A 14,449-nucleotide genomic window follows, 5' to 3' on the forward strand; every position below is an offset into this window, starting at 1 on the left:
CCTTGTATTAAAATTACGCTGCTGTTTCATGAAACCTCGAATTATTGTTTGTGGATTAGGGCGAACCGGATATAAAATCTTTCGTTTGCTCAGACAACAAGGTGCTTTAGTAGTGGGTATTCACCGCAAACCCGTTGCTGGAGAAACTTCCCCAGATGTCATTATCGGTGAATTACAATCAGCTTCTACATTGAAAGCAGCAGGGATTGAAGAAGCCCATACCTTAGTTATTGCTACTTCTGATGATGCAGTCAATTTGTCAATTGTCATGCAAGCCAGGGTACTCAATCCGCAAATTCGGATTATTAATCGTTTTTATAATACGAATTTGGGTGAACGTCTGGATCAGACTTTAGCGAATCATTTTAGTATGAGTGTTGTTGGTTTAGCAGCACCAGTGTTTACCTTTGCTGCCTTGGGCAGTCAAGCCATCGGACAAATTAAATTATTTGATCAAACTTGGCCTATTCAAGAAGAATATATTGACGAACATCATATTTGGTGTGGCCGCAAATTAAGTGATTTGTGGGATGACCCAAGACGGATGCTAATCTATTACTTACCTGTGAAAGGAAAAATGAATTTAGTATCTGCCGTTTTGCTGGAACACAGATTAAAAGTAGGCGATCGCTTAATTATCGGCACTCAACCCCGCATTCGTCCACAACGGAAATCATTTTTTAGAAAAATACTCAAAATTTTTACTCACTTCAAACAGTTTCAGAAACACGCCCAGTCAGTAGTGGGGATGGCGATCGTCCTGCTTGTCATTATTTTAATGGCAACATTTACTTTTGTCTCCACCAAACATCATATTTCCTTTATTGACGCACTCTATTTCGCCGTCGGCATGATTACAGGTGCAGGAGGTAACGATAAAGTAGTTGAAAATGCACCAGATAGCGTGAAACTATTTACCGTCATTGTCATGTTGGTTGGTGCAGGACTAATTGGTATTTGGTATGCTATGCTTACCGACTTCGTATTAGGTAGCCGCCTCAAACAATTCTTAGACGCAGCCAAAATACCTCAACGTCATCATTACATCATCTGTGGCTTAAGCGGCATTGGCATCAAAATTGTCCAGCAACTGCACATGAGTGGTCATGAAGTCGTAGCCATCGAAACAGACCCCAATAATCGCTTTGTCAGCACAGCCAGAGGTATGGGTATTCCTGTAATTAATGCCGATGCTAGCTTCCGCACTACCCTTCACGCCAGCAACATTAACACCGCTGCCGCCGTCCTTGCAGTCACTAATAATGATGCCACAAATTTAGAAATTGCCTTGAAAGCCCAAGGCTTAACTCCAGGTATTTCCGTCATCGTCAATTATGCCGACCCTGACTTTGCTGGTATGGCCCAGCAAGTATTTGATTTTGAAGCCGTTCTCAGCCCAGCAGAATTAGCCGCCCCAGCTTTTGCCGCCGCCGCCTTAGGCGGTAAAATCATCGGTAATGGCATGACCGCCGATAGCTTGTGGGTAGCATTTGGCACAGTGATTACATCTACCCATCCATTTTGCGGTCAAATAGTCAAAGATATTGCCATGTCTGCCGATTTTGTCCCCCTGTATGTAGAAACAAATCACCAAACTATTCACGCTTGGGACTTACTGGTTACTGTTCTTAACCCTGGAGATGTTTTGTATTTAACAATCCCTGCCAATCGGTTAAATCAATTATGGCGGGAAGAAGGTCAGGAGATGATTGATTGAGAAAGCAAGAGCTAGAATGAGGCACATCTGATACCACAACAAGGTGTTAGTTATACTCCTGACCCTTCTCCACATTCGTAGTTATCAAACAGCTGTTAACACTGAATCCCTAATTTTTTCAACTAATTGATGTATACCGCCTATATTCACCCGATAACTAAGGGGATGAACAATTAATCTGGCGGTACTTTCATATAAAGTCGCAATTTCCACCAAACCATTTTCTTTTAAGGTACGACCAGTAGAAACCAAATCCACGATCGCTTCTGACATACCTGTAATTGGCCCTAATTCTACAGAACCATACAAAGGTACAATCTCTATCGGCAAATCCAGACCTTGAAAATATTCTCGCGCACAATTCACATATTTAGAAGCTACTCGACCATGGGCAGGTAAATCTACAGGTAACTTATAGGGACTGGAAGCTTTCACTGCCACTGACATGCGACAATAGCCAAATTGCAAATCTACTAATTGTGCCACTTGTGGTCTTTTTTCACGCAAGACATCGTAACCAACTATCCCCAGTTGTGCTTGACCATATTCTACATATACAGGCACATCCTGGGCCCTCACGAGCAATCCTTTTGCTTGTCCACTAGCATCTAAAATTTGTAACTGGCGGTTGCCAGATTCTAAAAAAGCACTAAAATCCAATCCCACAGATTGTAGTAGGCGGATGCTATGTTTTAGTAGTTCCCCTTTTGGTAGTGCAACAGTCAGCATTATTTTGATTAAAGTCCTTAGCCTTTGGCGATTCACTATATTGAGAATATCTCTATATGCTCACTACCAGCAGCATGAGAATTTTATTAGTTGATGATGAAATAGAATTAACAGACCCCTTAAGCCGTGTCTTAACTAGGGAAGGCTACACAGTGGAAGCTACCTACGACGGCACTAGTGGCAGTGCCTTAGCCCAAGCTGGTAGTTATGATTTACTCATTTTAGATTGGATGTTACCAGGTAAAACAGGGTTAGAAATTTGTCAGGAATTACGTCGTCAAGGCAAAGCCACACCAGTGCTTTTCTTGACAGCCAAGGACACCCTAGATGACCGTGTAGAGGGTTTAGACGCAGGTGCAGATGATTATTTAGTCAAACCCTTTGAACTGCGAGAGTTGTTAGCAAGAGTCCGGGCTTTATTACGTCGTGCTGGTACAGAAGCCTATAGTCCTGCACAAACACATTTAGTCGTTGCTGATTTAGAACTAGATATAGAAAATCAAATTGCCTATCGTCAGGGCAGAATTATTGAACTTTCTCAAAAAGAAAGTCAGCTGCTGCAATATTTTATGGAAAATGCCGGACAATTACTTACCCATGCTCAGATTATGGAGCATTTATGGTCAGATGAAGAACAACCAGCCAGCAATGTCATTGCCGCATTAATTCGGTTGTTACGGCGCAAAGTAGAAGTGGGGAGGGAGTCGCCACTGATTCATACAGTTTACGGTAAAGGCTATCGATTCGGTGCTATTTAAGCCATAGATTGTCTCTAAATTAGCAATTATCCAGTCAATTCACCTCAAACCTCTACCATTGGGCATTTCTTACGTATTGACCCTGGCAGCAGTCTCTATGCGGTGGTTTGTTGGATACCTTGATTAATAAGGAGTAATTAAATATCTGTAAAGCTTGTGTTTAAACATACTAACGTGATCGATAAAATGAGATCATAATTTTATGACATCTTACTAGTTATAAACGTTTAACTACTTTGTTGTTTATGTATAAATACTGAGAAATATGTACTATACATATAGATTGAGTATGCCTCAAATTTTATTGCCTTATTCCCATCCTAATTAAAATGAATTTTCTAAAATCCATTTTGTGGCGGAAATCTTGTTTAGGAATCATATTCTTAATTTTAGCAGCTTATCTAGGTAACTATTTTAAGTTGACTTTATTCTTTGGTGTAGATTTTCTCTTTGGAACTATAGCTGTTTTATTAACTTTATCTATTTACGGGCTGTTTTGGGGAACTGTTGCCGCCATTATTAGTAGTAGTTACACTTATTTACTCTGGGGACATCCCTATGCAATGGTTGTATTAATTTGTGAAGTATTATTTGTAGGATTACTATTACGGCGGAAAAGCTCAAATTTACTTTTATTGGATGGTATTTACTGGGTTTTTATTGGTTCAACCTTAGTTGTTATTTTTTATTATAATCTTTTACATGTTAAACTACTGCCCCTTTGTTTGGTTATTTTCAAGCAAGCTGCTAATGGTTTATTTAATGCTTTAATTGCTAGTTTAATGCTTAACTATTTGCCCATAGCTACATGGTTGAAAGGTTATAAAATTAAACATAAAATTTCATTGCAGCAAACTTTATTTAATTTATTTATTGCCTTTGCTCTTTTTCCCGTGATGGCTATCACCATTACGGACGCTAGACGTGTTGTTGATAATGTAGAAACTGAAATTATCAACAGTTTGAATGCTCTATCTACTAACTTAGCTAATGATATAGGATTTTGGAAAAAAAATACGGTTTTACCTCTCCAGCAAATAGATAATATTCTGATTGAAAATCCTAATAATTTAGAATTAATTAATTCAACCATTAAAAACATTCAAAATAATTTTGGCTATAAACATATTTATATTACTAATAATATCGGTCAAGTTGTTGCTAACTACCCTCAGAACAGTCATCCAGTGAATTTGACTAAATTCGCAACTATCAAAGATCAAAAAAATCCTGTGTATTTCTTAGATACACCAGAAACCTATCACCATGATGGCACTATCTTTATGATTGGCATCCCTATTATGAATGGTGATGAATTCTTAGGGTGTATTATTGGTGAAATAGACACAAAAAATATCAATTACTTGATTCATAAACTAGAACATAACAACAACTTTCATATTAACATTCTCGACCAAGAAAACCGCATCATTGCCACTAATTCTCAGCAGGAAAAAATATTTCAAAAATTCACTCGTGACCAAGGTATAGAAAAACGCAAACTCAATTCAGAGATTGAACAGTGGCTACCACTATCTCCTGGAACACCGATTATGTCAAGGTGGGAAAAATCTTTTTATGTTAAAAAAACCATTTTAGACCGTGATATTCCCCTTCATCTCATTATTGCCGCACCAACTAAGGAGAAAGTTAAATATTTACAAATCGTTTATTTAAAAAAATTGGCGACCATGATCATTACAGCCATCTTAGCATTAATGGTTGTCAATATTATTAGTGAGAGATTAGTTAAACCCCTTGGCACATTAACTAGATTAACTACTGATTTACCTCAAAAAATATGGGGACAAGAAGAAATCAATTTCAGTAATAGTAAAATTTCCGAAATTAATGATTTAACTCATAATTTCAAATCGATGGTTTTGGCTCTTAACCAAATGTTTAAGGAAATCAAAAATGCCAAAGAAAGTTTAGAAGAGCGTGTAGAGTTGCGGACGAAAGAATTATCAATCAGTAATGCAGATTTAGGAGCAGAAATTGTCAGACGTAAACAGGTAGAGAAGATTTTACGGGAACGGGAAGAACGTTATGAATTAGCTATTTCTGGTACTAATGACGGAATTTGGGATTGGAATGTCATCACGAATGAAGTTTATTACTCACCCACATGGATGAGAATTCTTGGCTATGAAAAGGAAACCCTACCCCAAAATATGTCTACATGGTTAGAAAATATCTATCCTGATGATCAAGAATCGGTTTGGTTACAAGTTAATCAACATTTAGATGGTAAAACTACATTTTATCAAACGACCTACAGGATGAAACATCGCAAAGGCTATTACATTTGGGTAGCAGCTAAAGGAAAATGTTTGCGTGATGACCAGGGACAACCTTATCGTTTTGTGGGAATTATTACAGATATTACAGATAAAAAAATAGCTGAGGAAGAACTTAAATCAGCCAAAGAAGCTGCTGAAATTGCCAATATTACTAAGAGTGAATTCCTGGCAACAATGAGTCATGAAATTCGTACTCCTATGAATGCAGTAATTGGCATGACTGGATTACTGTTAGACACGGAACTCACGTCACTACAAAGAGAGTTTGTAGAAATTATCCGTAATAGTGGCGATGCAATGCTGACTTTAATTAACGATATCCTGGATTTTTCTAAAATCGAATCAGGTAAATTAGAAATTGATCAACAAATTTTTAATTTGCGAAATTGTGTGGAAGAATGTTTAGATTTAGTTGCACCTTTAGCCAGTGACAAAGAATTAGAATTAGCTTATTTAATGAGTCCGGAGATAGCCGAGTTAATTAGAGGTGATGTAACTCGTGTCCGCCAAATTTTGGTTAATTTGCTTAGTAATGCCATTAAGTTTACTCATCATGGAGAAATTGTCGTTACTGTTAGTAGTCGTCCTTTAGCTCACCTACCAGAAAGCGATGTTGGTTTAGATGAAAGTGAGCAGATTTACGAAATTCTGTTTAATGTTAAGGATACAGGAATTGGTATTCCTAGCGATAAACAACACAGACTATTTCAACCTTTCAGTCAAGTAGATGCGTCAACTACCCGTCAATATGGTGGAACTGGTTTAGGTTTGGTAATTAGCCAGAAATTGACGGAAATGATGGGTGGTAAGATGTGGTTTGAAAGTCAGGTAGGAGAAGGTTCAACTTTTTTCTTTACTATTGTGGTTGGTTTAGGGAATCAACCCTCTTTGATTAAAACTAATAGTGATTGGCAATACTTAGTCAACAAGCGCTTACTCATTGCTAATCAGCAAACAATTCATCAGCAAGCATTAATTCAACAATCTCAGTGTTTGGGGATGAATCCCATTGTAGCGGCATCGGCACAAGAAGCGATCGCTCTTCTTCAGCAACAAGATTTTGATGTAGCCATTGTTGATATACATACTTTAGATGCATACGGCTCAAATCTAGCCCTGGAAATTCAGAAATTATCTAAATACCAACAAATACCGTTAGTGATGCTAACATCTATTGGTGATGGTCAAAGCAGTAAAATGCCTCCTATCACTGATTTGGATGTTACAGCTTATTTAAATAAACCAATCAAAAAAACTAATTTAGCTAATATTTTACTTGGCGTTTTTAGTAGCCAACTACAGCCAGTGAATACATTTACTCACGCCTTAAACCAATTAAATGGTCATATGGCAGAAACGATGCCTTTAAAAATACTTATCGCTGAAGATAATGTTGTTAATCAAAAGGTAGCACTGCACATGTTACAAAGGCTGGGATATCGGGCTGATATTGTAGCCAATGGGCTGGAAGTATTAACAGCTTTGCGAAGACAGTCTTATGATGTAGTGCTAATGGATATACAAATGCCAGAAATGGACGGGTTAACTGCAACTATGGAAATTTGCCAGGAATGGCCTTCCTCCCGCCGTCCTTGGATTGTAGCGATGACTGCCAATGCCATGCAAGGAGATCAGGAAAAATGTTTAGCGGTGGGGATGAATGATTATATTGCTAAACCAATTCGTATGGAAGAATTAAGTCGTGCTTTAGAGAATTGTTATCGACATATTTTCCAGCAAAATACAGTCAATATCTCCACAGACAAAATGCCCCAAACTCCAACTATTAATAATGTGCTAGACCAATCAATTTTGCAGGAATTAAGAGAAATTATTTGTGACAATCAGATAGAGGAATTTATTCAAATTATTAATTCGTATTTAGAAGATGCCTCTCAACGCTTAATCTCCCTGAATATTGCCATCGTTGAAAATAATGCTAAACAATTACAGTTAGAAGCCCATGCTCTCAAATCTAGTAGTAATATCGTGGGTGCCACTAATTTGTCAAAAATATTTAAAGAATTAGAATCCTTAGGACGTGCTGGCAATACAACTGATGCCACACCTTTATTAAACCAGGCTGTGACAGACTACCAGCAAGTAGAAGCAGAATTAAAATTGATAATTACTAATAATTGATGATATTGATTAAACCAAGCCAGTTTGGAAAATTTTGCCAATTACTTCTTCAACTGGTGGTTCCGTAACTGTGACATCAATTACTTCTAAATCAGCTAATATTTTTGATACCGTCTTCGTCAGTGCTTCTTGGGGAATAATTAAACGCACTGCCCTTCCTTCTACCATTTGTACTTCACCATAGTTAGATAAAATTGCTTGGGGTACAGGTTGCGCTAATTCTATGTAAATTTCCCGGTAGGGAGCCAAACGTTCCAAAAGTCCCTCTAAACTACCGTCATACATGAGCGTACCTTGATGAATTAATAACACTCTTTGACATAAGGCAGTGATATCTGCCATGTAATGACTAGTTAATAATATTGTCGCTTGATAACGCTGGTTGTACTCCCGTAAAAAATCCCGGACACCTACCTGTGCATTGACATCTAAACCTAAAGTAGGTTCATCTAAAAATAAAACTTGGGGATGGTGTAACAGTGCTGCTAATAACTCAGCTTTCATCCGCTCGCCTAATGATAACTTGCGGACTGGTTGATTGAGTTTTCCTTCTAGGGATAACATTTCTGTTAACTCAGCAACTCGACGCTGAAATTCTCTTTCGCCAATATTGTAAACAGCTGCATTGATTTTTAGGGAATCTGCTGCGGGTAAGTCCCACAGTAACTGCTGTTTTTGTCCCATTACCAAGGTAATTTTTTGCAAAAATGCTGCTTGACGACGAAAAGGCACATGTCCAGCTACTCTCACTCTCCCACTTGAAGGATGAATCAGACCAGTGAGCATTTTCAGGGTAGTGGTTTTTCCTGCACCATTGGGTCCTAAAAAACCAACTACTTCACCAGGGGCAATTTCAAAGGAAACATCTCGAACAGCTTGGATGTTACGGTAGGTGCGGCGAAAAAAGTGGGTAATAGTACCGCCAAAACCTGGCTCTTTTACCGCCACTGGATAAAATTTACTAAGGTTTTCAGCGACGATAATTGACATAGGCTTTATCTCAAACGTCCCGATCGCAAAATACTAATGATTAACCATAAGCCTAACAAACTAGCCGCAGCAAATAAAATGTTGCTGACTAGTGATAGTTGGGTAGTGGTGGCTTTGGTGGAAATAATGGCTGCACCCATAATTAGTGAGCCTACAAGGATGCTAAAGGAAAGACGGTTAGCAGCATTCTCCATGGTTAGGCGAAAACTGTCTAATCCTCGGAGTGAGAGATTCCATTGCAGAGTTTCTGATGTCACCCGATCTAAGAGCAGTTCAATTTGTCGAGGAGATTGGAGGGAGAGACTTTTGATATCTAAAGCAGTGCGGAGGAGCGATCGCACTGGATTATCTCCTAATAACTGACGACGAAACAAGTCGGTAATCAGGGGTTTAATTTCCTCGAACAAATTTACCTCTGGGTTAAAGGTTCGGGCCACCCCCTCCAAATTCGCTAAGGTTTTGGCATATAAACCCATGTTGCTGGGTAAGCGAATTTTATTATTGCGGGCAATTTGTAAAATTTCGTAAATAATCTGACTAAAATTAATATCCGTTAAGCTGACGTTGTAATACTTTCGCAACATCCGGTCATAATCATTTTCTAGCCGAGATAAACTCACTGGTTGACGGGAATCAGCTAGTTGCAGCGTTAATTGAGCGCACCTACCCCCATCTAAATCAACGATCGCTAGCAGCATTTCCGTGAGAATTTGCTGGGTGCGGGGATCAAGTCTGCCTACCATCCCACAATCTAACAAGGCGATGCGACCATCCCGCAGATAAAACAAATTCCCTGGATGGGGATCAGCATGAAAAAATCCATCTATATATAGTTGTTGAAAAAAGATGCGAAACAGCAAACTCGTCATTGCTTGGCGTTTAGCAATGGGATCTTTACCGTTATCGCTGTTTAAATCTGCGGACAGGATGGGTACTCCATCTAACCACTGCATCACTAATAACTTTTGGGTGGTCAAATTCCAGTAAATTTCCGCAACCACTATTTCCTGGGGATCATACCAGCGACCTTGTGCTAAGTTCCGCCGCAGTTGGTCTGTGTAACCAGCTTCCCGTGTAAAATCTAACTCTGCTTCTAAAGCTTTGGTAAATTCTTCAGCAATGGCTTTGATATCATAGGTTTGCCCGAACTCAGTCCTGGCCACTAAGTCCGCAATTCCTTGAATTAAAGCTATATCTTGGGTAATGGTGGCATCAATTCCTGGACGTTGTACCTTTAGGGCTACTTCCCGACCATCAGCTAATGTGGCTCGATGGGTTTGAGCAATTGATCCCGCAGCCACAGGTACGGGATTAATGGTGATGAATGTTTCCTCTAAGGGGCGTTTTAGTTGTTGACGAATTAATATTTCTATATCTGTCCAAGGTACTGGTGGGACTTCATCTTGGAGCGTTGACAATTCCTCAATATAGGCAGCACTAAGTAAGTCTGGACGGGTGGAAAGTAGCTGACCCAGTTTGACATAGACCGGCCCTAAGTTGACCAAGATATTTTTGAGTACCGCTGGTGGAGGTAATTGGGGTTCATCGGCATTACCACCAGTTAATAACCTCCGCATATAGTCCCAGCCATTGCGAAGGACTACTTCAATAATTTCTCGTTGTCGGGGAACGGTTTGAGTGAGGAACATTGTGATGAATTATGGGTGACCAGTTATACCAATTAAAAATTAATTAAAAATTCACAATCCAGATTTATTCAGGTTTTTTGGGTCAAATTGGCTGGTAAAGTTGCGAAGAATTACTGTAATATAGGTCACTTTAAGTTTAAACCAAATCCGCAATAAGTATGGGTATCTGAGCAAAATGGGATAGTTAGTAAGGGAATTTTGAATTTTTGAATTTAAATATCGAAAATTTGCTGCTCTTTTCTCACCCTTGCATATGATTAATTTAGATAGAGCCAGTTAGAGAAAGTGAAGGAGAGCAACGGAATCGTCCAGCCTAAACCATGAAAGACTATTCCAGATGCTTCCTGTTCCCTATCACTTGTTACCTTTACCCTGGTACAACTGTCACATAATACGGTAGACAGTCTAGTTATAATAGAGATCAACTCCGTTGAGCCTCTACCAAGGGTTTAAACTTTTACAGTAAATCAGTAAATCGGGGATCGCTTTGCAGGGTTTTGAGGATTTGTTTAATTTCCTGGGTGCGTTCAGCTTTGACTATCAGGGTAACATTGCGATCGCGCACAATCACCACATCCTGTAAACCGATGGTAACAACTACATCATCTGGATTGGAAGCATAAATAATTGCTCCTTGGGTGTCTAGTCCTACATGGGTAGCCAGTTCAATATTCGGGTTATTTTCTTGTTTTAATAATCGAGCGATCGCATTCCAGTCGCCTAAATCATCCCAACCAAATGCCACCGGTAAAACGTATGCTAAACTTGTCTTTTCCATCAGAGCATAATCTATACTCTTTTTAGGCAATTGGGGATAAACATCACTACCTTGTTTTTCTAAAGGCTCGATAATCTCAGGTGCATGGGCATGTAGTTCCTCCAGAACCACCCCAGCCCGAAAGACAAACATACCACTATTCCAGCTAAAACTTCCCGTGGATAGAAAAGTTTCTGCTGTTTCCCGGTTGGGCTTTTCAGTAAAGCGGTTGACATGATAAGCTGGCAGGTCATTAAAGCTACCTATTTTTTCACCTTGTTCAATGTAGCCATAGCCAGTTGAAGGGAAAGTCGGCTTAATACCCAAAGTGACAATAGCGTCTTTACTACTCGCTAACTGGATAGCCGCATCTAAAGTGTGTGCAAACACTTCTTGATCAGCAATCCAATGGTCAGCAGGAAAAAAGCCAATTATAGCGTCTTCTCCATAACGCTTTTTAATTTCTAAACTTGTCCAAGCAACGGCAGCGGCAGTGTCTCTACCCTGTGATTCAATCAGCAAATTTGTCTCTGGTAGCTCTGGTAGTTGTTCTCTCACCCCTTGAGCAATAGGACTAGAGGTAATTACCCATAGATCAGCCCAACCACCTCCGAGATTTAACAGTCGATCGGCGGTTGCTTGTAGTAGGCTTCTAGAACTACCATCAAGGCAAAGAAACTGCTTAGGTCGGTCTTGTCGGCTGAGAGGCCAAAAACGTTCACCTTTACCGCCGGCTAAAATTACAGGAAAAAATAAATTATTCATGTTGTCATACACACCTACTAGAAGAACAATACAAGTGTACAGTGAGCTTTTCCTCTGGCAAGACTTGGAACTTGCTTTGAAAAACCTTTAGGGAGTGGTTGAGTGGGGAGAAAATTGTGATTAAACAAGTTCAATGGTCAGATAATCAAGTTGCACCTCAACAAATGCCTACACCAGAGCAAGAGGTGAGGCCGCAACCAATACAACCAACTGAAAAACCAACAGAAAAATCAACAGATAACCAGTTAACACCGCAAAAAGTCCCAGTCAAGCGGGAAAAAGAAAAACCAACCGACCTCATTAACAATCCTCGGGATGTAGTTGGCAAAATTGGTACCTTGCCTAACGAACTTTACGACCGATTAGGCTTAGTCATGCCTCGTTGGTTGTTGTGGATATTAACTTTTGTTGTGGGAATGATTCTTTCCAGCTTATTAGTATCCGCCTTGGCACTGTGGACTCCCCTGTGGAGTAACTTAGATCAAGCCAACGATGAAGACTTCAGTTCCAACACCAAAGACCAAGTTAAAGTCCCAGGAGACCTATGGACTAAACTTTCTCAGTATCAATTATCACGTCCCATGAATATTTTAATCATGGGTATTGAACCAGTGAAAGGTACTGTAGATGGTTCACCCGAAAGTTTTGCGGGCAAAAGCGATTCCATGTTACTGGTCAGGCTCAATCCCAGTGATAAAACCATCCGGGTGCTATCAATTCCCAAAGACACCATGATTGCCATTCCCGAACAGGGTTTAACCAGGGCATCGGAAGCTAACGCTAAAGGTGGCCCCGTTTTGGCAGCCAGGGTAGTCAGCCGCGCTTTAAACAATGCTCCCATCGATCGCTATATTCGCATCTCCACCAGTGGATTTAGACAATTAGTTGATCAATTAGGCGGTGTAGAAGTATTTGTACCTAAAGCCATGGACTATCAAGACAAAGCTGGTGGCTTGTCCATGAATTTAGTCAGCGGTTGGCAAACGCTCAGTGGTGAACAAGCAGAACAATTTGCCAGATATCGGGAAGAAGGCTTGGGTGATTTACCACGAGTGCAAAGACAACAAGCCCTGATTGCTGCCTTAATGCAACGTCTCAACAGTCCTACCGTTTTACCCAGGTTGCCCCAATTAACTCGCATCATGCGAAAGTATTTTGATACCAACCTGAAAATGGAAGAAATGATGGCATTGGCTAATTTCTCCCTGAACGTAGAACAGGATAAATTCCAAATGGCTATGTTACCTGGAACATTTAGCCGCTTTAGCCAAGACCCCAATAGCTATTGGTTAAATTTAGCTGGTCGAGAAAGTTTGTTAACTGATTATGCTGGTGTCAATTTAACTAATATTAAGCCTGATAATCGTTCAGTTTCTCAGCTAAGAATTGCTATTCAAAACGCTTCCAATCAACCGCAATTAACTGATAAAGTTGTTAGCTATCTCAAAGGAAAAGGATTTACCAAAATCTACACTGTTCCTGATTGGCCCGATACCCAACGCCAAACACAGATTATTGTCCAAAAAGTCTCTAGAGGGACAGGAATGGAACTGCAAAAAGTCTTGGGTTTGGGTCAAGTTGAAGTATCAGCAACCGGAGATTTAGAATCTGACATTACTATTCGGATTGGTAAAGATTGGAAATAGTCAGTTAGTCAGTGGTCAGTAAAATTCAACACCTGACAACTGACATCACCAAACTGATAAATCAGAAGTTATGAAAAAATTTTTGACGCGGATTTTGACTTTAATTGTGATTTTCCTATTGGCTTGGTTTTGGTTAATCATCAATCCCAAGCCAGTTTTTGCTCAACTTAACAGCATTAATTACAGTAGTACAAACTTAGAAAATCGGGATTTTTCCTACGCTGATTTAAAAGGTGGAACTTTTGTCGCAGCAGAAATGCGAGGTACCAATTTTCAAGGAGCAGATTTAACAAATGCTATTTTAACTAAAGGAGTTTTACTCAAGGCTAATTTAGAAGGTGCAAATTTAACAGGTGCTTTGGTTGATAGAGTGACTTTGGATAGTGCTAATCTTAAAAATGCTATTTTCACAGAAGCAACTTTAACCCGTAGCCGTTTTTATGATGCGGACATCACAGGTGCAGATTTTAGTGATGCCTTAATCGACCGTTATCAAGTATCGCTATTGTGTGAAAGGGCTGATGGTGTTAACCCTGTCACTGGTGTGGCAACAAGGGATAGTTTGGGGTGTAAGTAGGATAGTTACAGCTATTTTCAGGTAAATAACCCAAACTTTAATGAAAGTTTCGCGCAAAGACACAAAGGCGCAAAGTAGAAAATAGATTGATTTAGGTTGTAGTCTAAATACATGAAAACTGCTGTAAATTTGACTTCCAGCTAACATCTCTAGCTTGTGCAATTATTAGACAGATTTATTATTAGATAATCTGGATTTCTGTTCATGGAAGATAGATTGAAAATAATTGATCTTATCTTGTATAGATTCTGTATGAATATTATTGGCTAGATAAAACATAGCCAAATGTAATGCTTTGAGTTTAATACTAGCAAGAGAACATAAAACTTTATTGATTACTAAAGGTATCTCTTGTATTAAATCAATACTTTTCTTACAAACTATATTCATCTGGGTTAACAAACCATTTCTTCAAA

The 14,449-nt window shown here is 39.3% G+C and carries 9 protein-coding genes; 5 read left to right on the forward strand and 4 right to left on the reverse strand.

Features of this window, described 5'->3' with window-relative positions; genetic code table 11:
* The first annotated feature begins 28 nt into the window (after positions 1-28).
* Positions 29-1,717, forward strand: a complete 1,689-nt coding sequence (locus H6G73_RS06090) for a potassium channel family protein (protein WP_190602278.1) — start codon at positions 29-31, stop codon at positions 1,715-1,717.
* Between the two features lie 84 nt (positions 1,718-1,801).
* Here the strand turns inward: H6G73_RS06090 and hisG are convergent, their stop codons facing one another.
* Positions 1,802-2,446, reverse strand: a complete 645-nt coding sequence (hisG, locus tag H6G73_RS06095) for an ATP phosphoribosyltransferase (RefSeq protein WP_190602280.1) — start codon at positions 2,444-2,446, stop codon at positions 1,802-1,804.
* A 74-nt stretch (positions 2,447-2,520) separates the two neighbouring features.
* Between hisG and rppA the strand changes: the two genes are divergently transcribed.
* Both rppA and H6G73_RS06105 read left to right on the forward strand, forming a co-directional pair.
* Positions 2,521-3,204: a two-component system response regulator RppA gene (gene rppA / locus H6G73_RS06100; protein ID WP_190602282.1), complete on the forward strand. Its 684-nt coding sequence runs from the start codon at positions 2,521-2,523 to the stop codon at positions 3,202-3,204.
* 329 nt (positions 3,205-3,533) lie between these two features.
* Entirely contained in the window at positions 3,534-7,649 is a 4,116-nt protein-coding gene (locus tag H6G73_RS06105; RefSeq protein ID WP_190602284.1) for a response regulator, read from the forward strand.
* A gap of 9 nt (positions 7,650-7,658) precedes the next feature.
* Here H6G73_RS06105 and H6G73_RS06110 read toward each other — a convergent pair whose 3' ends face one another.
* From H6G73_RS06110 to H6G73_RS06120, 3 genes are all read right to left on the reverse strand, one after another.
* Positions 7,659-8,639 (reverse strand): ABC transporter ATP-binding protein, encoded by a 981-nt coding sequence (locus H6G73_RS06110; RefSeq protein ID WP_190602286.1) that lies wholly within the window; start codon positions 8,637-8,639, stop codon positions 7,659-7,661.
* 5 nt (positions 8,640-8,644) lie between these two features.
* On the reverse strand, positions 8,645-10,288 hold the full coding sequence (locus tag H6G73_RS06115) for an ABC1 kinase family protein (protein WP_190602288.1): 1,644 nt from the start codon (positions 10,286-10,288) through the stop codon (positions 8,645-8,647).
* A gap of 457 nt (positions 10,289-10,745) precedes the next feature.
* Positions 10,746-11,810: a mannose-1-phosphate guanylyltransferase gene (locus tag H6G73_RS06120; protein WP_190602290.1), complete on the reverse strand. Its 1,065-nt coding sequence runs from the start codon at positions 11,808-11,810 to the stop codon at positions 10,746-10,748.
* A gap of 116 nt (positions 11,811-11,926) precedes the next feature.
* Between H6G73_RS06120 and H6G73_RS06125 the strand changes: the two genes are divergently transcribed.
* Positions 11,927-13,456, forward strand: coding sequence for an LCP family protein (locus H6G73_RS06125; RefSeq protein WP_190602292.1), 1,530 nt, complete (start codon positions 11,927-11,929; stop codon positions 13,454-13,456).
* Between the two features lie 70 nt (positions 13,457-13,526).
* Positions 13,527-14,033: a pentapeptide repeat-containing protein gene (locus H6G73_RS06130; RefSeq protein ID WP_190602293.1), complete on the forward strand. Its 507-nt coding sequence runs from the start codon at positions 13,527-13,529 to the stop codon at positions 14,031-14,033.
* Positions 14,034-14,449: the final 416 nt, after the last annotated feature.

This window comes from Richelia sinica FACHB-800 (assembly GCF_014698825.1).
Lineage (GTDB): Bacteria > Cyanobacteriota > Cyanobacteriia > Cyanobacteriales > Nostocaceae > FACHB-800.